Genomic DNA, 24,830 nt, shown 5'->3' on the forward strand with positions numbered 1-24,830 from the left:
GCTAATTTTTCTATGGTTTAGCCTCTGTAATCAGTGTGCTAGACTCTAGCCAGATTCGATTTTTGGAGATCCACAATGAAACCAATTCTACCTGACTACAGCCAATCAGGCGTTCTTGTTGTCGGTGACGTAATGCTTGACCGTTACTGGTATGGCCCAACAGGCCGTATTTCACCAGAAGCACCTGTACCCGTTGTAAAAGTAGAAAATAACGAAGAGCGTCCTGGTGGTGCAGCCAACGTAGCGATGAACATTGCTTCTCTTGGTGGCCATGCTCATATCGTTGGTTTGACTGGAAAAGATGAGCCTGCAGAGGTGTTAAAAAACACCTTAGGTGCACTAAAAGTTAAGTGTGATTTTGTTGAACTAGAAGATTACCCAACCATCACCAAACTACGAGTGATGAGCCGAGGTCAACAGTTGATCCGTCTTGATTTTGAAGACCGATTTGAGAACACAGATCCAGAACTTGTTTTGTCTCGCATGGAGCAAGCGCTTCCTAATGTAAGTTCGGTCATCCTATCTGATTATGCGAAAGGTGCACTTGAGCACGTCCAGAGCTTTATCCAAAAAGCGCGTGCGGCCAATGTTCCGGTCTTTATCGATCCAAAAGGTGCTGATTTTGAACGATACCGTGGTGCGACATTACTAACGCCTAATATGGCGGAATTTGAGTTGGTCGCTGGCAAGGTTAAGACTGAAGAAGAAATGATCGAAAAAGGACTCGCGTTAATTGAAGAGTTCGATTTTGAAGCGTTACTTGTTACTCGTAGCGAACATGGTATGACGCTGCTGCGTAAAGGTTTGGAACCATTCCACCTGCCGACTCAAGCCAAAGAAGTCTATGACGTTACTGGTGCTGGCGATACGGTTATCTCAGTACTGGCTGCGTCTGTTGCAGCTGGTAAGCCATTGGATGAGGCGTGTGCACTAGCGAATGCTGCGGCTGGTGTCGTTGTTGGTAAGCTAGGTACGTCAACGTTATCTACGATTGAGCTAGCGGAAGCTATTCATGGTAGCCAAGATACTGACTACGGTGTGATCTCTGAAGCTGCACTAGTTGAAGCGGTTAAGCGAGCTCGTGCAAAAGGCGAGAAAGTGGTTATGACCAATGGCTGCTTTGATATTCTTCATGCTGGTCATGTTTCTTACATGAACCACGCGGCTGAGTTAGGCGATCGTTTGATCGTTGCCGTTAATACGGATGACTCAGTGAAACGTTTGAAAGGCCCTGGTCGACCTGTGAACCCAACCGATCGTCGTATGGCGGTATTGGCTGGCTTAGGTGCGGTTGATTGGGTTGTTCCGTTTTCTGAAGATACGCCTCAACGTTTGATTTCTGAAGTATTGCCAAGCATTTTGGTCAAAGGTGGTGATTACAAACCTGAAGATATTGCTGGCGGTGCGGAAGTGATTGCGGCTGGTGGCGAAGTTAAAGTGCTTAACTTTGAAGATGGTTGCTCTACGACTGAAATCATCAAAGCGATTAAAGGTGGTCGAGGTTAATCCTTAACCTTCTAGCCTCAAACCTTTAGCTTCAAGCTTATAGTCAGACTATAAATCTAGCTTTTGATAGATAATAAAAATGCCGCTCAATGAGCGGCATTTTTGTAACTGTAATCTAATCACTTTATTAAAGACTCTGGTTAGAGTCTTTAATTAGGATTTCATAATTACTTGCTTGCTACTTTTAGACCTGCGTTTACATCAACGATGTCTTGTTCGCTTAGTGTACCAACCGCTTGACGAAGCTGAAGCACACTTAGGATGTAGTTGTAACGAGCATCTGAAAGGTTTTTGTTCGCATCGTATAGACGACGAGTCGAATCTAGTACGTCAACGATAGTACGAGTACCCACATCAAAACCAGCTTCTGTTGCTTCTAGAGCAGACTGAGCTGAAACCACAGATTGTTCGTAAGCGCGTAGAGCACCAATCGAAGCTGTGATGTTGTTGTTGAATGCACGTACGTCTTTTACAACGCTACGGTAAGTTGCTTCTAGATCTTCACTTGCTGCAACGTAGTTGTATTCAGCCTGTTTAGTCAAAGAAGTTGTGCTACCACCGGTGTATAGAGGAACAACTAAGTTCAAACCAATGTTTAGGTTATCTTGGTCGTAGTCGCCATTTCCTGTTGGAGTATTAGCGGTATCAGTTTGACCTGCAAATGCGTAGCTACCATCTAATGTTAGACTAGGTAGATGACCAGAGCTTGCTAGAGATATGTTGTCTTTAGCGATGTCTTGAGAAATACGCGATGCCAATAGACTCAGGTTTTTCTCTTGTGCTTGTTCAACGAGTGCTGCAGCTGATTCTGAAGATTTGCTTGCTGAGAAACGATCAGTATCTAGGATGCTTAGGTTAGAGTGTTCCTGACCTGTAATCTCACGTAGACCTTCGTAGTTATTAATCAGAGTGTTCTCTGCTAAAACTTCGTCAGCCAAAACACCATCGTACTGAGCTTGTGCATCATGTACATCGGTGATCGCTGAAAGACCTACTTCAAAGCGCTGCTTTGTTTGCTCTAGTTGACGAGCAACTGCGGCTTTTTCTGCACGAACAAACTCTAGGTTATCCTGAGCTCGTAATACTTCGAAGTATGCTGTCGCAACACGAAGGATCAAAGCTTGTTGCTCTGCCGCGTACGCTGAATCAGATTGACGAGCAGTTTTCTCAGCTGTATCTAGCGTGATCCAAGAAGAACGTTGGTAAAGCTCTTGTGTGAAGCCAACACCAACACCCCAATTATTGTTGTCAATATTTGAGTTGCCCGTTGAATCGTAATCACGTTCACCACGATTAATATCGTAGTTCGCGTTTAGATTGATTTGCGGTAACAAAGAGCTACGGCTTGACGTTACTGCTTCAAAAGCGGCATCGCGCTGCGCTGCTGAACGAAGAAGTTGTGGATCGTTCTGTTTTGCTTGGTCGTAAACTTCAGCTAGCGTATCAGCAAAAGCTGACGAACTCAGGCTGCCAATTGCTGCACTGATAAATAGTGGAAGCAGTTTTTTCATTTTCCTATTCCTGCCTTTAATGGAATTTTCTTTAAAAGAGTTTAACCCAATTTGGTGGTAATTTACTCGAAACTTTGCACTTTTTTACATTTAACTGTCCACTTGTGCAATATTTATTTTTTAAAACTTAACTTTAATTATAAAATTTATATAAAAAGTTGAACCTAATCCTTGGTAGTTAACTCGGACAATGAGTAAACTGTAAAGATCACTTAGTGAGGTACCAAATGCAACAGTATGACAATCAACGACATGAGTTTACTCCGCAAGATGTGGAAATAGTCTCAAAAGAGACGCTGTTTCGTGGTTTTTTCAAAATGGTTAAATACACATTCAAGCATAGGTTGTTTGAGGGAGGCTGGAGCCAACCAATAGAACGCGAGATGTTTGAGCGTGGTCATGCCGCCGCTTTGTTACCTTACGATCCTATCCGTGATGAAGTTGTGATCGTGGAGCAGATCCGTGTTGGCGCTTTAGAGCATCAGAACCCATGGCAGTACGAAATTGTTGCTGGGATCATTGATACCGATGAATCCCCACAAGATGTCGCTCGTCGCGAGGCAATGGAAGAAGCCGGAGTCGAAGTCGGATCTGTATTACCGATTACTTCGTATTACCCTTCATCTGGAGGCTGTTCAGAAAGGCTTGATGTCTTTGTTGGTTGCGTTGATGCCACGACAGCAAAAGGTGTACACGGATTGGATTACGAAGGTGAAGATATTCGCGTGCAAGTGATGAGTCGCGAGGCGGCTTATCAGTTAGTAAAAGAGGGTGTGTTTGAAAATGGGGCCACGATCATTGCGCTGCAGTGGCTACAATTGAACTACCAAGAATTACAGTCAGAGTGGATAGATTAACGTTATGCCAAATATAGCGGTCAAAAAACCGTATCATGTTGATCTTGCTGAATTGATGCGAGTTTACGAAACCAATTATGCCAAACTTAACGCTTTGTTACCGGTTGGGCATGAGGTTGGTGACGTTCGCTGTTACCAAGCCGTTAATATGGTGTATCAATTGACAGTGAATGAGGTCACAAAATACACCACATTAATAGATATATGTCAGAGTGACGCGATGCCAGTGTTTCCTTTGCCAAAAATGTCTGTCAGGCTATATCACGACGCTCGAGTTGCAGAAGTGTGCGCTAGCGGGGATTTTTCACGTGTCAAAGCGAAATATGACTATCCCAACACTAAGCTTCTGCAAAAGGATGAGAAATTTCAATTGAATAAATTTCTTGGGGAATGGTTAACGTTTTGTTTAAAAACTGGTATCAGCCGCTCGCCAATTCCTTTTTAATTGAGCCGATTTAAAGAACACTTTTAAAGTCTAAACAGTAACGTATCTGGATTTGTTATTTTGGAATTATCACACACTTCAAAATTTGATGAGAGCAGTATTAAGCTTGTGCAGCTAACGGACACGCATTTATTTGCACCGAGCAATGGCAGCTTATTAAGCATCAACACACAAGATAGCTTTCGTGCTGTAGTCGATGGAATTGTTAGCCACAACTTTGACTATCAAGCGATCTTAGCTACCGGCGATATTTCGCAGGACCACAGTGCTGAATCGTACCAAAAGTTTGAGTCGGGCATTCAACCTTTGGCAAAACCATGTTACTGGTTGCCAGGGAATCACGACTTCAAACCTAATATGGGCAGTGTATTGCCATCGCCACAAATTCAATGTGTTGATCATGTTCTGCTAGGCGATAACTGGCAGATGGTCATGCTGGATTCTCAAGTGGTTGGTGTGCCGCATGGACGTTTAAGCGATCAACAACTTGATCTGCTGGAACAGAAGCTCTCTGAGTTCCCCGAGCGAAATACCTTGGTTCTTCTGCATCATCACCCTTTACTGGTAGGTAGTGCATGGCTTGACCAACACAACCTGAAAGATGCTGAGCAGTTTTGGGATGTGGTTCAACAGCACACCAATGTGAAAGCGGTACTTTGTGGCCATGTTCATCAAGACATGAATCGCAATCATCATGGTGTACAAGTCATGGCAACCCCATCGACTTGTGTTCAATTCAAACCAAACTCGAACGACTTTGCTGTTGATACATTATCTCCAGGCTGGCGAGAGATTGAATTGCACCAAGATGGCACGGTTACTACAGAAGTTCGCCGTTTACCTCATGGGCAATTCCTGCCTGATTTTGCTGCAGGAGGATACTAATGACGGATTCTAATGAGCAAGCCGGTAAGCCATCACTGCTGCTCTATATTCACGGTTTTAACAGTTCTTCACGTTCTCACAAAGCGAATGTGATGGCGGATTACTGTGCTCAGCACCGTACAGATATTAAAGTCGTTACCCCGCAACTGCCGAGCTTCCCTCAACAAGCTGCACTTCATTTGCAGCAGCTGGTGGAGCAATATAAAGATCAATATCAAATCGCGTTAGTCGGTAGCTCGTTGGGTGGCTATCTTTCAACATGGCTGAATAGTCACTATGGTTTCAAAGCGGTGGTGGTAAACCCAGCAGTGAAGCCGTATGAGCTTCTTGCTGATTATTTAGGTGAGCAAGTAAACCCATACACAGATGAACGATATGTGTTAGAAACAAAACACATTGATGAACTGAAGGCATTAGAAGTTTCGACTCTCGCTAAGCCGAGCGACTTCTGGTTACTTCAGCAAACGGAAGACGAAGTTCTGGATTACCGACAAGCGGTAGAGAAGTACCAAGGTGCAACACAAACAGTAGAAGAGGGTGGTGATCATAGCTTTGTTGATTTTGAACGCTACCCACAACAAATTGTCACCTTTCTAAACCTTTAACCTGTTTCACCAACAGAGTGATTTTCTCTTGTTTGCCTGTTATTTCATCTATCAATGGTGAAATATCATAGTTTGATGTCTTAGTTTTTGAACTAGCTTGACATCATTACTCAGCTTCCAGACTATATTCCCCAATACTTCGCTCGTTCGCTCTACTATGAAGGTTCATAGTAATAATTTTGCTTTAGTGAAACTAGAGCCCGCGAACTGACGCAAACTTTTTGAGTAAACTCCGTATTATGACTGAACAATATAATGCAAAAGACCTCGAGGTACTTGAAGGTCTCGATCCTGTGCGACACCGCCCAGGTATGTATACAGAGACAGAAAGGCCGAACCACCTTGCCCAAGAAGTCATTGATAACTCGGTCGATGAAGCATTAGCGGGACACGCTAAGAAAATTAAAGTCGTGCTTCATGCTGACCAATCATTAGAAGTTACCGATGACGGCCGTGGTATGCCGGTTGATATTCACCCTGAAAAAGGGATCTCGGGTGTTGAGCTGATTTTAACTAAGCTCCACTCAGGCGGTAAATTCTCAAACAACAACTACAAGTTTTCAGGTGGTTTGCACGGGGTTGGTATCTCGGTAGTAAACGCACTGTCTAAACGTGTAGAAGTGACGGTTCGCCGTGACGGTCAGGTACATGAAATAGCCTTAGAAGGTGGTCATGCAGTGACTGAGCTGACTGTGACTGGCACTTGCGGCCATCGCAATAGCGGTACATCTGTTCACTTCTGGCCTGACCCTAAATACTTCGATAGCTCTAAATTTTCGGTTTTACGTCTTATCAATAACCTGCGCGCGAAAGCCGTACTTTGCCCAGGTTTAGAAATCACCTTTGTCGACAAGGTTGGCGGTGAAGAACATAAGTGGTACTACGAAGACGGCCTAAAAGACTACCTTGCTGAAGGCGTGAAAGGTTACACCTTACTGCCTGAAGAGCCTTACGTTGGCGAGTTCGTTGCTGAAACGGAAATGGCGAATTGGGCGATTATCTGGCAGCCAGAAGGCGGTGATATGATCACCGAGAGTTACGTGAACTTAGTACCAACTAAACAGGGGGGTACGCACGTAAACGGTCTTCGCCAAGGTCTGCTTGATGCGATGCGTGAGTTCTGTGAATTCCGTAACTTGCTGCCTCGTGGCGTTAAGCTAACGGGTGATGACATCTTTGACCGTTGTTCTTACGTTCTATCGGTGAAGATGCAAGATCCACAATTTGCTGGTCAAACGAAAGAACGTCTATCTTCTCGTCAAACCGCTGCGTTTGTTTCTGGTGTGGTTAAAGATGCGTTTAGCTTGTGGTTGAATGAAAAGCCTCAGCTAGCAGAATTACTTGCAGAAGCGTGTATTGCTAACGCCCATCGTCGTATGCGAGCAAGCAAAAAGGTTGTACGTAAGAAAATCGCTTCAGGTCCAGCACTGCCGGGTAAGCTAACCGACTGTTCAGTTCAAGACTTAAGCCGCACCGAAATCTTCTTCGTGGAAGGGGACTCGGCGGGCGGTTCTGCTAAACAAGCGCGTGATCGTGAATTCCAAGCGGTAATGCCGCTGCGCGGTAAAATTCTCAACACATGGGAAGTGTCGGCAGACCAAGTTCTAGCTTCACAAGAAGTCCATGATATTTCGGTTGCTCTGGGTATCGACCCTGATAACGATGATTTGTCGGGTTTACGTTACGGTAAGATCTGTATCCTTGCCGATGCGGACTCGGATGGTCTTCATATCGCGACGCTGTTGTGTGCACTGTTTACTCGCCACTTCCATGCATTGGTAGAAGCGGGTCATATCTATGTGGCAATGCCTCCTCTGTATCGTATCGATTGTGGTAAGGAAGTGTTCTACGCACTCGATGACGCAGAGAAAGATGGTGTACTTGAGCGACTATCGCAGAAAAAAGCCAAGATCAACGTACAACGATTCAAAGGTCTGGGTGAAATGAACCCACTTCAGTTACGTGAAACCACGATGGATCCAAACACTCGTCGCCTTGTTCAGTTGACTATTGATGACAACGACGCGACCAACGAGATGATGGACATGCTGCTTGGTAAGAAACGTGCAGATGATCGCCGTTCATGGCTACAGACTAACGGTGATATGGCCGAGGTATAATGGATGTCTAACGAAATTACATACGATGGCGTTGAACAATTGCCGATGCGCAAGTTCACCGAAGATGCCTATTTAAATTACTCAATGTACGTGATCATGGATCGTGCATTGCCTTATATCGGTGATGGCTTGAAGCCAGTACAGCGTCGTATTATCTATGCGATGTCTGAATTAGGCTTATCGGCGGCATCAAAATATAAAAAATCAGCGCGTACGGTTGGTGACGTTCTAGGTAAGTATCACCCACACGGTGATTCTGCTTGTTACGAAGCTATGGTACTGATGGCGCAACCATTCTCTTACCGCTACCCATTGGTGGATGGTCAAGGTAACTGGGGTGCTCCGGATGATCCGAAATCGTTCGCGGCGATGCGTTATACTGAAGCAAAGCTGTCTAAGTTTGCTGAAGTTCTGCTTGGTGAATTAGGTCAGGGAACCGTTGATTGGCAACCTAACTTTGATGGCACAATGAAAGAGCCTCAGATGTTACCAGCACGCCTTCCTCATATCTTGCTTAATGGCATTACCGGCATTGCGGTTGGTATGGCGACCGACATCCCGCCTCACAATGTTCGTGAAGTGGCGAACGCAGCGATTCATTTGATTGATACGCCGAAAGCTGAACTTCCAGATGTGATGGGTTTCATTCAAGGCCCAGATTACCCGACAGAGGCTGAGATTATTTCGCCGAAGTCGGACATCGAAAAGATCTATCGTACAGGTCGTGGTAGCATCAAGATGCGCGCGGTATGGCACAAAGAAGGCTCTGATATTGTTATCACCGCTCTTCCTCATCAAGTGTCTGGTGCGAAGTTACTTGAGCAAATCGCGAACCAAATGCGTGCTAAAAAGCTGCCAATGGTTGACGATTTGCGTGATGAATCTGATCACGAGAACCCAACGCGTATCGTCGTGGTTCCTCGCTCGAACCGTATCGATTGTGATCAACTGATGAGTCACCTATTCGCTTCGACAGATCTTGAGAAAAACTTCCGCGTTAACTTGAACATGATTGGCTTAGACAATCGTCCTCAAGTGAAAGGCTTAGTTCAGATTCTGAAAGAGTGGATTGAGTTCCGTCGTACGACCGTTCGTCGTCGTTTACAGTACCGTTTAGATAAAGTACTGGCTCGTTTGCACATCTTAGAAGGCTTACTTGCTGCTTACCTAAACATCGATGAAGTGATTGAGATCATTCGAACAGAAGACGAACCATGTCCTGTCCTGATGAACCGTTTCAACATTTCTGAAATTCAAGCCAATGCGATTCTTGATATTAAACTTCGTAACTTAGCTAAGTTAGAAGAATTTAAAATCCGAGCTGAGCAAGAAGAGCTTGAAGCTGAACGAGAGAAGCTTGAAAAGCTACTAGGTTCAGAGCGTCGCTTGAATACGCTGATCAAGAAAGAAATCCAAGCAGATGCTGATAAATACGGCGATGACCGTCGTTCACCATTGATTGAGCGTGCTGAAGCGAAAGCGCTAACAGAACGTGACTTAGTACCAAGCGAACCAATTACGGTTGTGCTGTCTGAGAAAGGTTGGATTCGTCATGCTAAAGGGCATGAGGTTGACGCTGAAGGCTTGAACTACAAATCAGGTGATAAATTCTTAGCGAGCGCTAAGGGTAAGAGTAACCAACAAGCGGTGTTCCTCGGCAGTGATGGCCGAAGCTACTCTCTTGAGTCTCATTCATTACCGTCGGCTCGAAGCCAAGGTGAGCCAATTACAGGCCGCCTGAACGTCAGTCCGGGTACTTCGATTCGCCAAGTGGTGATGGGAGAGAATGAACAGCTATGGTTAGTCGGTTCTGATGCTGGATACGGTTTTGTTTGTAAGGGCAGTGATCTACTGTCGAAGAACAAGAGCGGTAAAGCGTTGGTTAACTTGCCACAATCTTCAGAAGTGATGCTGCCAAGCCCAATTGCTGACCTTGAAAGCAACCAGATTTTGGCGATTACTAACCAAGGTCGTATGTTGTTGTTCCCAATTAAAGACTTGCCACAGCTTAGCAAAGGTAAGGGCAACAAGATCATCAACATCCCTTCTGCGAAAGCGAAAGAGCGTGAAGAGTTTGTGTCACACTTGATGGCTATCCCTGAGAATGCGACGCTGACTATCTATGCGGGTAAACGTAAACTTGGTTTGAAACCATCAGACCTTGAGAACTTCCGAGGTGAACGTGGTCGTCGTGGTGGTTTACTACCGAGAGGTTTGCAACGCGTGACTCGTATCGATATCGAAGACCCAAGCGAATCATAGAGACGTTTGCTATCTTGATTAGATAAGATGATTAGATAAAAGAAAACCCAGCCTGAGAGCTGGGTTTTTTGTGTCTGTATTTTAGCTGTTTAGCTAGCTAGTCTGTGATGCTTAACTACAAGCGAGTATCTTCGGCAATCGTCACTTTCAGAGTTTCGTTTTTACCTTGGCGTAAAATACCCACATCGATCACTGTACCTGGTCTTAGGTCGGTAACAATGTCCATGACGCTTTGGCGGCCATTAACTTGGGTGTTATTGATGCTAACAATAATATCTTGTGCTTCAAAGCCTGCATCGGCTGCTGGACCGTTCGGGTCAATACCCAGTACCACGATGCCACCAATGTTCTTGTTGCCTAATAGGCGCGATGTCACTGAGTTTATATCTTGCCCATCAATACCGATGTAACCACGAATGACACGCCCATCCGCGATGATTTTTTGCATGATCTTATTGGCAAGTGGGTAGGGGATAGCAAACGAAATGCCGTAGGTTTCCATATCGGTTGCTTGCTGGAAAGAGGCGGTATTGATTCCGACTAGCTCGCCTTGTGAGTTAACAAGAGCGCCACCAGAATTACCTTCATTGATTGCCGCATCGGTTTGGATAAAGGCTTGATGTCCATCGGCACTGATTGAAGAGCGACCGGTTGCGGAGATAATACCAAAGGTCGTCGTTTGACCTAGGTTGTATGGGTTGCCGATAGCCAGTACCACATCGCCCACGTTGGCTGTGTAATCTTGGTTCAGTGGAATTACCGGTAAGTTGTCACCGCTGACTCGAAGTATCGCAATATCGGTGCGTTTGTCAGAACCAACTAACTGTGCGGCGGCAACGCGACCATCTTGTAAGGCAACCACAATTTGGTCAGCCTGAGCCACCACGTGGAAGTTGGTAATGATGTAGCCTTTTTCGCTGACAATCACCCCTGAACCCAAACCTTGAGTCAGCAGTTTGTTGCGATCGCTTTCTGCGTATTTACGGCTATAGATATTGACCACAGCGGGTGCCGCGCGGCGTACAGCTTGGTTAAATGAAATCTGAAGAGAGCCGATATTATCGACTTTAGGGCTCGTGACGTCAGCAACAATCGCCGGTCGTAAGCTCGGAAATGCGAGAAGAATAAGCGCCGCTGAAACGAGTCCAAGGGAAATAGAACGAAATAGAAAGGACAGCATGTTTCCCTCTTCAACAAGTAAGGTGTGAAGCCTCCACCGATGGATGGACGACTTGATTACGAGTGAAGCATAGCATTTTGATTCATTTAAAGAAAAGGGAAGCTGAGTAAGTTTCAATCAAACTTACTTCGCTTCCCTTTGAACATTGTGACGAATAGTTATCGAATCACAAGGTAGATGGTTCGGTCGCCTCGTTGGATGTTGAGCGCCAATACACCGGGTTGCTTCTCTAAAATCTCTCTAAATTGTGCAAGGTTTTTGACCGGCTGGCGGTTTACTCCAATGATGATGTCATCTTTGAGAAGTTGATAGGCTTCTGCTGGTGAGCCTTGAGCTACGCTTGAGACTTTCACACCAGTCGCTGAGTCGCTCTCGTTGGTGTTGGTCAGTTCCGCGCCTGCAAGCCCTTCATGAAGCTTTTCAGCTTGTGTCTTGCTATTGGTTGATTCGCCAAGGGTTACATCAAAGTTTTTGCTTTTTCCATCGCGGATAACACCGAGCTCGATCTGTTTGCCTGCGCCTAGTGTGGCCACTTTCGCTCTGAGCTCACTGAAGGTATCAATGCGTTTGCCATTAATAGAGACAATAATGTCTCCGGCTTTAAGTCCCGCTTTGTCTGCTGCGCTATCAGGGACAATTTGACTAACAAAAGCCCCTTTGCTTGATTCATAACCGAGTGCTTCAGCTAATTCCGAGGTGACTTCTCCACCTTGCACACCCAGCATGCCGCGTTTTACTTCACCGAAATCGAGGATCTGTTCTGTCAGGTTTGTCATCATATTGGATGGAATTGCAAAGCCGATGCCGACATTGCCTCCGTTAGGGCCTAGGATAGCCGTGTTGATACCAATCAGTTCACCATTAAGATTCACTAATGCACCTCCAGAGTTACCACTGTTAATTGCGGCATCGGTTTGAATGAAGTTCTCGAAGTTCTCTAGATTTAGACCGCTACGGCCTAACGCTGAAACAATACCGGATGTCACGGTTTGGCCAAGCCCAAATGGATTGCCGATAGCGACACTGAAATCGCCGACTCTTAGCTTGTCTGAATCTGCGACTTTTATCTGGGTAAGGTTTTTGGCTTTCTCTAATTTGAGCAATGCGATATCAGACATCTGGTCGCCACCGATCAGCTCGGCATCGTACTCTCGACCATCATGAAGTTTTACTTTGATATCGTCGGCGCCATTTATAACGTGATAGTTGGTGACGATATGGCCTTTTTTAGCATCAATGATGACACCAGAACCTAACCCACGGAATGGGCGCTCTCGTGTCTGCTCTGGGCCGAAAAAGAATTGGAATTGTTCAGGGATTTGCTGACGTTGTACCTGTTTGCCTTCAACGGCAATACTAACCACAGCGGGGGTCACTTGTTCAAGCATAGGTGCTAGGCTCGGTAATTGTTCATTACCCACACTTAATGGCAGTGCGGCGGTTGCTTGAATAGGGGTGATGATTGAACTTAAGCTTAAAGTCAGTACTGATAAAGCAAGCAAAGGTTTTTTCATCATAAACTCCTCTCTAGTTAAGGCCTTATCCCTCTTATACGTTTAATAAGTATGAGAAGTTTCAAATGACCTGAGTGAAAGTTATGACTCAAAAACCTTTGTAAAGTTCAAGAAGTGTTAAATGTTTACGATGCTTTTGCTGTGACTACATCAGGAGCATCAATGATTTCTTTCTTCTGTTCTTTAAATAAACCGGTTGCACCATTAGCGTAATCTTTTGGTTGCTCCTCAAGAGTCGCCTCTTTAGTTGAAGGCTTGTCTTGCGTCTTATCCGAATGGGCAGCGGCTGTTTTGACAAACGGGTTGTCTTGCTCTGGCAGATTAGGAATCAGCTCTGAGCTCGTTTTTTCCATGTGTTGATAAAGCTTTGTGTAGTCCTTACCTAAGGTATCTAACATTTCTGCTGATTTAGCAAAGTGGTCAGCAAGTTCTTGTCGTTGCTGTTCAAGGGCAAACTTTGCACTGTCTAATTCTTTTTGTACGTTCTTTTGTTTTTTGTATTCAGGCGTCATGAGACGAGAAATAGCGACCCCTAAGATAACTCCGACTAGTAAACCGGCAACGGCATACATCCAAGGCATAACAGCTCCTTATTATTGTTTTTTAACATGTTTGTTACTGCTTAGTTACACGTGATACGGCTCCATGGTACTATGAGAAAGCCGCAGTATAAAGAGAAATGCGTGTGCGCTAGATAGCAGTTTAGTGTTGCTTTATTCATCGCATCAAACCATCTCTCGTGCTGTTTGGGCACCTTTTTCTTCGCTGTCTGATATCGCTTTCATTGTGGAAATGTCGTCATGAATCCCGTTAAAAAATACGAACAAGATATAAAAGAACATGGATTTCAAAGAGATCCAGCACAAGAGCAAGCAGTTAAATCTTTAGATGAACTCTTTCATCAATTCCAAGATTACATGAATACCCCAGTTCCTCAACTTACGCGATTCCAGAAATTGCTAGGTAAAAAGCCCGAGTTGCCAACGCCTCCCAAAGGCCTCTATTTTTGGGGTGGTGTAGGGCGTGGCAAAACTTATCTAATGGATACGTTTTACGAAGCCTTACCGACCACTAAAAAAATGCGAGTTCACTTTCACCGCTTTATGTATCGAGTTCATGATGAGTTGAAAGCGCTCGGTAATGTGAGTGACCCGTTGCCTTTAGTCGCAGATAAGTTGAAAGAAGAAGCGGATATTATCTGTTTTGATGAATTCTTTGTTTCAGACATTACCGATGCCATGATCTTAGGGACTTTGTTCCAAGAGCTATTTGCGCGTAACGTTATCTTGGTGGCTACTTCTAATATCCCACCTGCAGATCTGTATCGTAATGGCTTACAGCGCGCACGCTTTTTACCTGCGATTAAGCTGATTCAAGAAAACTGCCACATCCTTAATGTAGACAGCGGTATTGATTACCGACTGAGAACCTTAGAGCAAGCTGAGATCTATCATTACCCATTAGATAACCAAGCCAATATCAATCTAGAGAAATACTACGCGCAGTTGGTCGGTGAAGATAAAGAGAAGCTCAAGCAGATCGAAGTTAACCATCGCCAATTGGATGTCATTGAAGCGAGTGATGGTGTATTACATGGTACTTTTGCACAACTTTGTCAGTCAGCTCGTAGTCAGAATGATTACATCGAACTGTCTAAGGTTTACCACACGGTTTTATTAGCGGATGTTTTACAGATGGGAGCGACGTCAGACGATGCGGCGAGGCGCTTTATTGCGTTAGTCGATGAGTTTTATGAGCGCCATGTGAAATTAATAATTTCAGCGGAAGTTGAGTTGGAAAAATTGTACACCAATGGTCAGCTAGAGTTTGAGTTTAAACGTTGTCAGTCGCGTTTAATTGAAATGCAGAGCCATGAATATTTGGCAAAAGAACACTTAATTTAGCTCTTATTATCTCGAATACGAAAGAGAATTAAAAAAATCGTGATTTTGTTCAAAAAGAGGTGATTTTTTCTTCGCTCTTCTCTATAATCCTGCGACCTACCGTTACTGCGGGCCTCTAGCGATGAGTAAAATCACGTTATGCCAAGAGTTTTCCAACACTCGAAGGGGTGATGAATGGTAACTCTTAGACAGTGGGAATACGCGAGTATTCCTTAAGTGTAAATTTTTTAAATAGGTAATTATTAGCATGAAAACTTTCGTTGCTAAACCAGAAACTGTAAAACGCGACTGGTATGTTGTAGACGCTGAAGGCAAAACTCTTGGCCGTCTAGCAAGTGAAATCGCTTCTCGCCTACGCGGCAAGCACAAAGCAGAATACACTCCTCACGTAGACACTGGTGATTACATCATCGTTGTTAACGCTGAGAAAGTTGCTGTGACTGGTAACAAAGCTAAGGGTAAGGTTTACTACCGTCACTCTGAGTTCCCAGGTGGTCTTAAGACTATCACTTTTGAAAAGCTAATTGCTAAGAAACCAGAAATGGTTCTTGAACTAGCAGTTAAAGGTATGCTTCCACGTGGTCCTCTAGGCCGCGCGATGTACCGTAAGCTTAAAGTATACGCTGGTACTGAGCACAACCATGTTGCTCAACAACCACAAGTACTAGACATCTAATTGGGGATTAAGACAATGGCAGAGAATCAATACTACGGCACTGGTCGTCGCAAAAGCTCAGCAGCTCGTGTTTTCATCAAACCAGGCTCTGGTGAGATCGTAATCAACAAGCGTAGCCTTGATGTTTACTTCGGTCGTCCAACTTCTCGTATGGTTGTTAAGCAACCTCTTGAGCTAGTTGAACTAACTGAGAAACTTGACCTTTACATCACTGTTTCTGGTGGTGGTATTTCAGGTCAAGCTGGCGCAATCCGCCACGGTATCACTCGTGCTCTTATGGAATACGATGAAACTCTACGTCCTGCTCTACGTGCAGCTGGCTATGTTACGCGTGACGCTCGTTGCGTTGAACGTAAGAAAGTTGGTCTACGTAAAGCACGTCGTAAACCTCAATTCTCTAAGCGTTAATTTTTCCTTACCGAAAAATACACGCGACCAGTTTTATTACTGGAATTGTGGTTCAAAGCTCGGCTATATGCCGGGCTTTTTGTCTTTCTGGCCCCCGCTAAACGCTTTTCCCCCCTCGTTTTATTCCCAAATTCTTATATTTTGAAAGCTTTTGTAACCCAATGTGCGCTTTGCCTCATGATTGTTACAAAAAGGTAGCTTTATCTTGTCAAAAAGTAGGGTTTTATTTATCATTTGCCGTCAATAAATAGAACTAAATACATATTTTGTTAGCCATGCTCTTTATTCGGAATTATTTCAATCCATAAGGAGCAAATGGGAGAATGTTTGGATGAGCAACGCGCCTTTAAATAACGGTCGCAGGCGTTTCTTAACCGCAACAACAGCCGTTGTTGGTGGTTTAGGAGCAGCTGCTGTAGCCGTGCCTTTTATTAAATCATGGAATCCGAGTGCTAAGGCGAAAGCTGCAGGCGCGCCGGTGGAAGTGGAAGTCAGTAAGTTAGAACCGGGACAAATGGTTCGTGTCGAGTGGCAAGGTAAGCCTGTATGGGTTGTACGCCGAGCTGAATCGGTACTAGAGAACCTAAAAGCGATCGGTGGTCAACTTCGTGACCCTCAATCTGAAGCTGAACAACAACCTGAATACGCACAGAACGAGTTCCGTTCGATTAAGCCGGAATTCTTCGTTGCTGTTGGTTTCTGCACACACTTAGGTTGTTCTCCAACTTACCTGCCAGATTCTTTCGCAGAACAGGTTCAGGGCGTTAAGTCTGGTTTCTTCTGTCCTTGTCATGGTTCAAAGTTTGATATGGCAGGTCGAGTATTCCAAGGCGTACCGGCTCCATTGAACCTTGTTGTACCAAAGCATATGTATTTGAGTGACACGAAGATCATGATCGGTGTCGACGAGGGAGACGCATAATGCAAGGATTGCTTGATTGGGTAGAAAAACGTCTACCCGCGATGAATGCTTACAAAAAGCACTTATCTGAATACCCAATGCCTAAGAACTTTAACTTTTGGTACCTTTTCGGTTCTTTGGCAATGTTGGTCCTGGTTAACCAAATCCTTACGGGTATCTGGTTAACAATGAACTACGTGCCGTCTGGTGAAGGTGCGTTTGCTTCTGTTGAATACATCATGCGTGATGTGGAATACGGTTGGTTACTGCGTTACATGCACTCGACTGGCGCTTCTGCGTTCTTCGTGGTTATCTACTTGCATATGTTCCGTGGTCTAATCTACGGTTCTTACCAAAAACCTCGTGAGCTACTTTGGATCTTCGGTATGTTGATCTTCTTAGTGCTTATGGCTGAAGCTTTCATGGGTTACTTACTACCATGGGGTCAAATGTCTTACTGGGGTGCTCAGGTAATCATATCTCTGTTTGGTGCAATTCCAGTTATTGGTGATGACCTAACGCTTTGGATCCGTGGTGACTACATCATTTCAGGTGCAACGCTGAACCGTTTCTTCGCACTGCACGTTATCGCTCTACCAATCGTACTGTTGCTGCTTATCGTACTTCATGTACTAGCGCTGCACGAAGTTGGTTCGAATAACCCTGACGGTATCGAGACTAAGCTTCCTAAAGGTACTATGGGCGACGACTACAAGACTCAGTTCCCATTCCACAAGGATTACACTAAGAAATACGACATCATCGACTCTATTCCTTTCCACCCATACGGGACGGTGAAAGATATGGTAGGTGTTGCTGGTTTCTTATTCTTGTTCTGTTACGTGCTGTTCTTTAACCCAGAGATGGGTGGGTACTTCCTTGAGCCGCCTAACTTTGAAGCTGCAAACCCACTGAAAACACCTGAACACATCGCTCCAGTTTGGTACTTCACGCCGTTCTACGCGGTACTACGTGCTGTTCCAGATAAGCTACTGGGTGTGGTTGCAATGGGTGCTTCTATTGTTGTGCTATTCCTACTGCCATGGTTCGACCGTTGTAAAGTGCGTTCTTACCGTTACCGTAGCAAACTGCATTTGATTAACATCATCCAATTCACAATAAGCTTTATTGCGCTTGGTGTCCTTGGTGCGCTTCCAGCAACGCCAACATACACATTACTGGCTCAAATCTTTAGCTTAGGTTATTTCATGTTCTTCGTTCTGCTGTGGTTCTACAGTAAAAATGAAGCGACGAAACCATTACCAGAAAGGGTGACATTCAAATGAAAAAGTGGATTGTAATTTTATTTGCTATGTTGCCGTCTCTAGCGATGGCAGCGGGTGCAGGCGTACCATTAGACAAAGCAAACAATGATTTAACAGACAAAGCTTCATTGCAAAATGGCGCTAAGATGTTCATGAACTACTGTTTTGCTTGTCACTCAACGCAGTACCAACGCTATGAACGTGTTGCGAATGATTTAGAGATTCCTTTAGACCTAATGAAGGAAAACCTAATCTTCGATCCTGAAGTGAAAATTGGTAGCTTGATGGTTAACGCTATGCCTTCTGACCAAGCAGCTAGCTGGTTTGGTGCTCCACCACCAGACTTAACATTGGTTGCTCGTGTTCGTGGCGCAGATTGGCTATACACGTACCTTCGTACTTTCTATGAAGATCCGTCTCGTCCATTTGGTGTGAACAACATTGTTTTCCCAAGTGTTGGTATGCCGCATGTTCTTGAAGAGCTACAAGGTATCCCAACGCCAATCTACGATACTCACATGGTAGATGGTGAGGAAGTAAAGGTTGTTGTTGGTACTGAAACGGACGGTTCTGGTGAACTAAGCACTGGTGAGTATGACAATGCGGTTCGCGATCTTGTTAACTTCCTAGTTTACTCGGGTGACCCAGTACAACTTGAACGCCACGCTATGGGTTGGTGGGTAATGGCCTTCTTGGTAATCTTCACTATCGTTGTGATTTTACTGAAGAAAGAGTATTGGCGTGATGTGCACTAATTGTGCTATAATACCGTGCTAATTCCCAAATTATGTTAATGTTCAATGGAGGCTTTAGGCCTCCATTGTTTTTATTTAAAGTGTACTGGAGGGCTCCATGGCTGTAGCTGCCAATAAACGTTCTGTAATGACTCTTTTCTCAAGTGCTTCTGATATGTATAGCCATCAGGTGCGCATTGTTCTTGCTGAAAAAGGCGTAAGTGTTGAAGTTGAGTTAGTAGATGAAAAAAATCTACCAGCAGAGCTTGTTGAACTGAACCCGTACAAATCAGTACCTACCCTTGTTGATCGTGAGCTTGCTCTATATGACTCAAAGATCATCATGGAATATCTAGATGAGCGTTTCCCTCATCCACCATTGATGCCTGTATACCCGGTTGCACGTGGTAATAGCCGTCTAATGATGTACCGCATTGAGCGCAACTGGTATTCAGTTGCAGAGAAGATCGTTAAAGGCAACGCTGAAGAATCAGAAGCTGCTCGCGTTAAACTGCGCAACGACCTACTGACTCTTGCTCCTATCTTCGCTGAGTATGAATACTTCATGAGCGAAGAGTTTAGCCTAATTGATTGCTACCTTGCTCCGCTACTATGGCGTTTACCTGAGCTTGGCATCGAACTGATTGGTCCTGGTTCTAAAGAGCTTAAGATTTACATGAACCGCGTATTTGAACGTGATTCATTCCTAGCTTCTCTAACAGAAGCTGAGCGTGAGATGCGACTCGTTCGCTAAGCGTTTATGGATATTTCTAATATGACACCACGCCGACCATACATGCTTCGCGCATTCTATGATTGGTTGGTTGATAACGAATTAACTCCCCACCTTGTTGTTGAAGCAACATTACCAGGTGTGAGAGTTCCAGAAGAGTTTGTTCAAGATGGTCAGATCATTCTGAACATCGCGCCTCGTGCGGTTGGGCAACTTGAACTGAGTAACGAAGCTGTTACGTTCAGTGCTCGCTTTAGCGGACGTCCACACTCTGTGATCGTTCCTCTATATGCAGTACAAGCGATTTATGCTCGTGAGAATGGTGCTGGTACCATGTTTGAACCTGAAGAGGCATACATGGAAGCGTTTGAAGAAGGGATTGAAGAAAGTCCTTTTGAAGAACCAGAAAAAGGCCCATCTTTGAGTGTAGCAACGGCAGACGTTGATGCGGAAGAGCCTGACTCAGATCCTGAGCCACCTCGTCCAGCAAAAGGTCGACCAAGCCTTCGTGTTATCAAATAGCGTTATTTTTAAATAACTCCAAATACAAAAAAGCAGCGATTTATCGCTGCTTTTTCTTTTTGTGCTTTCTGGTTTTTATTCGTTTGATTCATTTCGTTAGGCTTTACCAGCTAACCAGCAGCTAAGCCAGTTAAGTCCGTTTAAGTGGACTTAGCGAAGGTTAGTTTACCGAAGTATCTTCTTCACCATATTCGAACGCTCGAATCACCTGCTTTACGCCTGAAACATTACGGGCAACTTCTGTCGCGATATCAGCATGCTCTCGAGATACTAACCCAAGTAAAAACACCTCTGAATCTTCAGTGATGACTTTAACCTTAATGCCGTTGAGATCTGCGTTTGCAAGAAGGGCTGATTTCACCTTAGTGGTGATCCAGCTGTCGTTACTAATGGCACTGATGGTCAATGGCTCTTTTACTCGCACCTGATTATGGATGCTTTCTACGCCTGCCACTTCTTTGGCTTGGCTTTCAAACGCGCGACGTTCTGAGTCAGTGGTCGCTTGCCCCATCAATACAACCGAACCTCGGTAAGAGCTCGCAGTGATACGAACGTTGCCACGATATGGTTGTTTGTTGGTGATGGCCGCGACTTCAAATTCGATATTGTTGTCGTTCCAAATCTCTTTGGTGGTTCGTGTATCAGTGACTAAGTTCGCTGTGGTTGCAGCACCAGCAATGAAAATGCCAGCACAACCAGACAGGGAAAGTGTAAGTAGCGAAACACTAATCAGCTTAAACAGCCTCATAGAGGTTAATGATTTCATTGTGATGCTCCGTCTATCACTCTTCGTGAGCAGGGAAGAGTACTTGGTCGATTAGGTCACATAGGCAGTGCAGTGTCACCATGTGAACTTCGTGAATGCGTGCTGTACGGTGTGAAGGGATACGAATTTCTACATCGTGTTCGCCAAGCAAACCAGCCATTTCACCGCCGTCTTTACCGGTAAAGGCGATGATAGTCATATCACGAGTTACCGCCGCTTCCATCGCTTTGATGATGTTCTTGCTGTTACCGCTGGTTGAGATAGCCAGTAAAATATCACCGGTTTGACCAAATGCGCGCACCTGCTTAGAGAAGATCTCTTCATAGTGGTAATCGTTAGCAACGGCCGTCAACGTCGTATTGTCTGCCGTTAGCGCCATTGCTGGCAGGCTAGGGCGTTCTGTTTCAAATCGGTTTAATAAGCATGATACAAACTGTTGAGCATTAGACGCAGAACCACCATTACCACAACAAAGAATTTTGTTTCCGTTGAGCAGGGTTGCAACCATTGCTTGTGCAGCATGCGTAATGGCGTCAGGCAGTGCTTCGGCAGCAGCAATCTGGATCTGAATACTTTCTGTAAAACTTTCTTTAATGCTGTCTAGCATGTTTATCCTTGGGTAATCGCGTTTTGAATCCAGTTGATATCGTCATTTGGGCCTTCGATGGCAACGATATCAAATCGGAAGTCTGTAGAGTGTACTGACAGGCCTTGCTGCATAAGCCAGACATTGGCTGTTTTAAGCAGCTTGTGCGACTTCTTTGCTGTCACCATTTCAGCGGCATGTCCGTAGCGTGTTTGCTTGCGGTATTTTACCTCAGTAAACACAACCGTATTGTTATGACGCATTATAAGATCAATTTCGCCACACTTTGCTATGAAGTTTTCTTCAATTAGCGATAAACCGTGGCGAATTAGGTAGGACTTTGCCACGGCTTCGTATTTATCACCCACTTGTTTGTGGGTGATTGTTGGTTTGGAGAGAAACTTACGGCTAAAAAGCCCCATGCTCTGCCCAACTGATTTCACGTTGTACGATGCAATTGTTGTCGATAGTTAGCACACCGGTTTCACCTGGAATACTGTAGCCTTGAACGGCTTTCATCTGTGGAAGTGCATCCATTAGGTAATAAGCATCCATTCCCAACGCTTGCAGACGTTTTTGGCCGTTTGAGTTTGAAGGCCATAGGTCGTTTAGCTCTTTGTTGAGCTCGTTCTTGCTCTCAACCAATAGTGGGATGTCGCTGTAGAACACACCTGTTAGGTCTTCGTACTGCTTATCGCCGCTGTTGCTGCGTGAGTTTGAGAACAAGGCTGGTTGGTCAGCATCTGGGTTAATTGCCACTTCAATGAAAGGCTTAATTAACGTGAGCTCTGAGTTCTTCGCCACAATGTAGACCGAGTCGATATCACGACGACTGCGTGGCTCAGTTTCTAGGTCCAGATTAAGGAGGCCATCCATTTGAGCGATACGCTGCTGGCTTTCTTGTAGTCCGAATACCTGATTCACATTGCGCTGAAGTTGGCGCTTGTCAGAGAACATAGTAATCGCGACTTCGTTGTTGCTGTACTTTTTCCACTCTGCCTTAAAGGCTTGCTCAACTCGGTCACCTAAGCGTCCTTTTGGCGCTAGGATAAGCGGGTACTTATAACCTTGAGCAAAAAGATGTTTCGCTGCTTGAGCGACTTCTTGTTCTGGCGATAGAGCGAGATAGCAGATATTAGTATCAGATTCTAACTGCGTTGGAATGTTCAAAGCTAACGCAGGAATCGAGTTCTCGTGATTTTTCTGCGCTTGTTGAAGCTTGGTGATGTTGCTCTTAATCAGCGGACCAACAATGAAATCAACGTTGTTTTCTTCCAGTGTTGCTTTAATTTCAGCGGCACTTTGTACGTTGGTATCCATAACCGTCAGGGTTGCATCTTCTTCGCGCTCTTTGTCATTCATCATTGCAAAGATAAAACCGTCACGAACGAGTTGCGCTTGCTTGCCGTACTTACCTGTTAAAGGCAGTAATAGCGCGGTGCTGGTTGGCTTGCTGATTTCTAACGCTAATATATCGGTGATCGCTTGAGGCGTATAAAGCGCTGCTGGGTGGCGAGGGTTCTCTGCTAACCAATCAGACAGTGTTTTCTGCAGGTCAGGAAGATTAGAGTTGAGCGTCTTCATGTAAATAGACAGCTGTAACCAGCCCGCTAAAACGTCTTCGGTAGGAGAAGTTTTAAGCTCTAGAATCTCATATTGAGAATAGCTATTCAGATTCTGCCAAATACGGTCGGCCGTTTGCTGCTGGATTTCTTCATCAGCATCTAGGTACTCTGAATAAAGCACTAACTCACGGCTCGCTTCGAAATACTCTTTCTTCATCTCTGAAATATTCGCGCGTAGCTCGTGATAATCTTTCCATTGCTCGTTAGGCAGTTTCCACCACGGCTGGAAATTAAGTTGGCTATAGGCTTGGTCTGGTTGCGAGTTATTCACTAATAACTGCGCACGAGCCAGTTGCCACTCTGCTTGTTGCACTTCACTAAGCTCTTGCTTTGCTATGCGTTTGATAAGCAAAGTAGCTTGATCGGTTTTCCCAGCTTGCACAGAGGCTTTAAGTGCCATGATTAGCCAATCGTTTTGCAGGCTTCCTTTGCTGCTATCCGCTTGCATCATGTAACTTTCAGTTGATTGCGCTGGATCTAGTGTAATATCAACACGCGTTGGTGCTTGAGGGCCTGAAGAACAAGCCGCCAACGTAATTGCTAATGCAATTGGAGTGAGTAAGCGTGGTACACTGAGTCTCTTATGGTTCATCGTTGCCATGAGTTCTTTAAATTCCGTATCAATTTGTATCTATATTAATCGTTGAAGTGATGGTAAACAAATGACAGATAACAAAACCTTGCTCACAGAGAGCCCAACTCTCTATATTGTGCCAACCCCAATCGGAAATTTGGGAGATATCACTCAAAGAGCAATTGAAATTTTATCAAGTGTCGATGTTATTGCAGCCGAAGACACACGCCACACGGGTAAGCTGCTTGCTCACTTCAATATATCCACCAGAACGTTCGCTTTACATGATCATAATGAACAAACTAAAGCGCAAGTTCTAGTCGAAAGGTTATTAGAAGGTCAGTCTATCGCATTAGTCTCTGATGCGGGTACTCCTTTAATCAGTGACCCAGGTTACCATCTTGTATCACAATGTCGTCAAGCGGGTGTGAGAGTTGTGCCACTTCCTGGTGCTTGTGCTGTGATTACCGCACTCAGTGCGTCTGGTTTACCGTCTGATCGTTTCAGTTTTGAAGGCTTCTTACCGCCAAAGAGCAAAGGTCGTAAAGATAAGTTCTTAGAGATCGCAAAAGCAGAACGCACGTGTATCTTCTACGAATCTCCGCACCGTATTACTGATTCTCTACAAGACATGCTTGAGATCTTAGGCCCTGACCGTGAGGTTGTGTTGGCGCGTGAGCTGACTAAAACATTCGAAACCATTCAAGGGTTGCCACTCGGTGAGCTTATTGAGTGGATTGAAGAAGACTCGAACCGCAAGCGCGGTGAGATGGTGTTGCTGATTCATGGTCACCGTGAAGAAGCGAGCACAGAGCTGCCAGACGAAGCGACTCGTACGCTGGGTATTCTAACCAAAGAGTTGCCCCTTAAAAAAGCAGCGGCAATGACGGCAGAGATCTACAACCTTAAGAAGAATGCACTCTATAAGTGGGGTCTAGAACACCTAGACAACTAATGCTTCTTTAGTGATTTAGTTCAGATACAGATAAATGAGTAACTAAGCTGTTCTCCTTTATCTGTATTGCTAACCTGCCACTCGCTCTTAAATGCATTCGCAACTCTCATCTCGTCAATCACATCTGCATTTAATTCTTTTCGAATCTCTCATCTCGTTACTCATATCCACTTTTAATTCTGTTCGAACCTCTCATCTCGTTACTCGCATCCGCTTTTAATTCTTTTCGAATCTCTCATCTCGTTATTCGCATCCGCTTTTAACTCTTTTCGTATCTCTCATCTCGCTACGCGTAT

General features: G+C 44.8%; 24 protein-coding genes. 16 read left to right on the forward strand and 8 right to left on the reverse strand.

Going from position 1 to position 24,830, the window contains the following annotated elements; translation table 11 throughout:
* Positions 1-75 precede the first annotated feature (75 nt).
* Positions 76-1,506 (forward strand): bifunctional D-glycero-beta-D-manno-heptose-7-phosphate kinase/D-glycero-beta-D-manno-heptose 1-phosphate adenylyltransferase HldE, encoded by a 1,431-nt coding sequence (gene hldE, locus QUF19_RS02135; protein ID WP_286295555.1) that lies wholly within the window; start codon positions 76-78, stop codon positions 1,504-1,506.
* A 167-nt stretch (positions 1,507-1,673) separates the two neighbouring features.
* Here hldE and tolC read toward each other — a convergent pair whose 3' ends face one another.
* Positions 1,674-3,017 carry an outer membrane channel protein TolC gene (tolC, locus tag QUF19_RS02140; RefSeq protein ID WP_102434652.1) on the reverse strand — a complete coding sequence of 448 codons (1,344 nt, stop codon included), beginning with the start codon at positions 3,015-3,017 and terminating at the stop codon, positions 1,674-1,676.
* 227 nt (positions 3,018-3,244) lie between these two features.
* Here tolC and nudF point away from each other — a divergent pair, with 227 nt between their 5' ends.
* The 6 genes from nudF (at position 3,245) to parC (ending at position 10,191) form a co-directional block, all read left to right on the forward strand.
* The gene (gene nudF, locus QUF19_RS02145) at positions 3,245-3,874 is read left to right on the forward strand and encodes an ADP-ribose diphosphatase (RefSeq protein ID WP_286295556.1); all 630 of its coding nucleotides are present in this window, start codon (positions 3,245-3,247) and stop codon (positions 3,872-3,874) included.
* A gap of 4 nt (positions 3,875-3,878) precedes the next feature.
* On the forward strand, positions 3,879-4,319 hold the full coding sequence (locus QUF19_RS02150; RefSeq protein WP_076670661.1) for a DUF1249 family protein: 441 nt from the start codon (positions 3,879-3,881) through the stop codon (positions 4,317-4,319).
* Positions 4,320-4,379: 60 nt separating this feature from the next.
* Positions 4,380-5,204 (forward strand): 3',5'-cyclic-AMP phosphodiesterase, encoded by an 825-nt coding sequence (gene cpdA / locus QUF19_RS02155; RefSeq protein WP_017106836.1) that lies wholly within the window; start codon positions 4,380-4,382, stop codon positions 5,202-5,204.
* Positions 5,204-5,809 carry an esterase YqiA gene (yqiA, locus tag QUF19_RS02160; protein WP_286295557.1) on the forward strand — a complete coding sequence of 202 codons (606 nt, stop codon included), beginning with the start codon at positions 5,204-5,206 and terminating at the stop codon, positions 5,807-5,809. Before cpdA ends, yqiA begins: the two co-directional genes overlap by 1 nt.
* A 239-nt stretch (positions 5,810-6,048) precedes the next feature.
* Positions 6,049-7,929 carry a DNA topoisomerase IV subunit B gene (parE, locus tag QUF19_RS02165; RefSeq protein WP_286295558.1) on the forward strand — a complete coding sequence of 627 codons (1,881 nt, stop codon included), beginning with the start codon at positions 6,049-6,051 and terminating at the stop codon, positions 7,927-7,929.
* 3 nt (positions 7,930-7,932) lie between these two features.
* On the forward strand, positions 7,933-10,191 hold the full coding sequence (parC, locus tag QUF19_RS02170; RefSeq protein WP_065105598.1) for a DNA topoisomerase IV subunit A: 2,259 nt from the start codon (positions 7,933-7,935) through the stop codon (positions 10,189-10,191).
* Positions 10,192-10,306: 115 nt separating this feature from the next.
* Here the strand turns inward: parC and degS are convergent, their stop codons facing one another.
* The 3 genes from degS to zapG all read right to left on the reverse strand — a co-directional run bounded on the left by degS (position 10,307) and on the right by zapG (position 13,466).
* Positions 10,307-11,371, reverse strand: coding sequence for an outer membrane-stress sensor serine endopeptidase DegS (degS, locus tag QUF19_RS02175; RefSeq protein ID WP_065113165.1), 1,065 nt, complete (start codon positions 11,369-11,371; stop codon positions 10,307-10,309).
* A 158-nt stretch (positions 11,372-11,529) separates the two neighbouring features.
* Positions 11,530-12,885 carry a Do family serine endopeptidase gene (locus QUF19_RS02180; protein ID WP_286298806.1) on the reverse strand — a complete coding sequence of 452 codons (1,356 nt, stop codon included), beginning with the start codon at positions 12,883-12,885 and terminating at the stop codon, positions 11,530-11,532.
* Between the two features lie 125 nt (positions 12,886-13,010).
* Positions 13,011-13,466 carry a Z-ring associated protein ZapG gene (zapG, locus tag QUF19_RS02185; RefSeq protein WP_017106830.1) on the reverse strand — a complete coding sequence of 152 codons (456 nt, stop codon included), beginning with the start codon at positions 13,464-13,466 and terminating at the stop codon, positions 13,011-13,013.
* A gap of 219 nt (positions 13,467-13,685) precedes the next feature.
* Between zapG and zapE the strand changes: the two genes are divergently transcribed.
* The 8 genes from zapE (at position 13,686) to sspB (ending at position 20,028) form a co-directional block, all read left to right on the forward strand.
* Positions 13,686-14,789, forward strand: coding sequence for a cell division protein ZapE (gene zapE, locus QUF19_RS02190; protein ID WP_102327057.1), 1,104 nt, complete (start codon positions 13,686-13,688; stop codon positions 14,787-14,789).
* A gap of 247 nt (positions 14,790-15,036) precedes the next feature.
* Complete coding sequence (rplM, locus tag QUF19_RS02195) at positions 15,037-15,465, forward strand: 50S ribosomal protein L13 (RefSeq protein ID WP_010434689.1); 429 nt, start codon at positions 15,037-15,039, stop codon at positions 15,463-15,465.
* Between the two features lie 15 nt (positions 15,466-15,480).
* Positions 15,481-15,873 (forward strand): 30S ribosomal protein S9, encoded by a 393-nt coding sequence (rpsI, locus tag QUF19_RS02200; protein ID WP_004740758.1) that lies wholly within the window; start codon positions 15,481-15,483, stop codon positions 15,871-15,873.
* Between the two features lie 331 nt (positions 15,874-16,204).
* Positions 16,205-16,795, forward strand: coding sequence for a ubiquinol-cytochrome c reductase iron-sulfur subunit (gene petA / locus QUF19_RS02205; protein ID WP_010434692.1), 591 nt, complete (start codon positions 16,205-16,207; stop codon positions 16,793-16,795).
* The gene (locus QUF19_RS02210) at positions 16,795-18,060 is read left to right on the forward strand and encodes a cytochrome b (RefSeq protein WP_009848941.1); all 1,266 of its coding nucleotides are present in this window, start codon (positions 16,795-16,797) and stop codon (positions 18,058-18,060) included. Before petA ends, QUF19_RS02210 begins: the two co-directional genes overlap by 1 nt.
* Complete coding sequence (locus tag QUF19_RS02215; RefSeq protein WP_192889941.1) at positions 18,057-18,794, forward strand: cytochrome c1; 738 nt, start codon at positions 18,057-18,059, stop codon at positions 18,792-18,794. The genes QUF19_RS02210 and QUF19_RS02215 overlap by 4 nt, the downstream gene beginning before the upstream one ends.
* Before the next feature lie 97 nt (positions 18,795-18,891).
* Positions 18,892-19,527 carry a stringent starvation protein SspA gene (gene sspA, locus QUF19_RS02220; RefSeq protein ID WP_009848943.1) on the forward strand — a complete coding sequence of 212 codons (636 nt, stop codon included), beginning with the start codon at positions 18,892-18,894 and terminating at the stop codon, positions 19,525-19,527.
* Positions 19,528-19,548: 21 nt separating this feature from the next.
* Positions 19,549-20,028, forward strand: a complete 480-nt coding sequence (sspB, locus tag QUF19_RS02225; protein ID WP_102434658.1) for a ClpXP protease specificity-enhancing factor — start codon at positions 19,549-19,551, stop codon at positions 20,026-20,028.
* A gap of 160 nt (positions 20,029-20,188) precedes the next feature.
* Here sspB and QUF19_RS02230 read toward each other — a convergent pair whose 3' ends face one another.
* From QUF19_RS02230 to QUF19_RS02245, 4 genes are read right to left on the reverse strand one after another with little or no spacing between them, the layout of a single operon-like run.
* On the reverse strand, positions 20,189-20,794 hold the full coding sequence (locus tag QUF19_RS02230; RefSeq protein WP_286295559.1) for a BON domain-containing protein: 606 nt from the start codon (positions 20,792-20,794) through the stop codon (positions 20,189-20,191).
* A 16-nt stretch (positions 20,795-20,810) separates the two neighbouring features.
* Entirely contained in the window at positions 20,811-21,401 is a 591-nt protein-coding gene (locus QUF19_RS02235) for a phosphoheptose isomerase (protein WP_004729817.1), read from the reverse strand.
* Positions 21,402-21,403: 2 nt separating this feature from the next.
* Positions 21,404-21,802, reverse strand: a complete 399-nt coding sequence (locus tag QUF19_RS02240; protein WP_286295560.1) for a YraN family protein — start codon at positions 21,800-21,802, stop codon at positions 21,404-21,406.
* On the reverse strand, positions 21,789-23,606 hold the full coding sequence (locus tag QUF19_RS02245) for a penicillin-binding protein activator (RefSeq protein ID WP_286295561.1): 1,818 nt from the start codon (positions 23,604-23,606) through the stop codon (positions 21,789-21,791). Before QUF19_RS02245 ends, QUF19_RS02240 begins: the two co-directional genes overlap by 14 nt.
* Positions 23,607-23,667: 61 nt before the next feature.
* Between QUF19_RS02245 and rsmI the strand changes: the two genes are divergently transcribed.
* A complete protein-coding gene (rsmI, locus tag QUF19_RS02250; protein WP_017106823.1) occupies positions 23,668-24,534 on the forward strand; it encodes a 16S rRNA (cytidine(1402)-2'-O)-methyltransferase in 867 nt (288 codons plus the stop codon).
* Positions 24,535-24,830 lie beyond the last annotated feature (296 nt).

Origin of the sequence: Vibrio sp. FE10 (assembly GCF_030297155.1) — a bacterium.
GTDB classification, from domain to species: Bacteria; Pseudomonadota; Gammaproteobacteria; order Enterobacterales; family Vibrionaceae; genus Vibrio; species Vibrio apostichopi.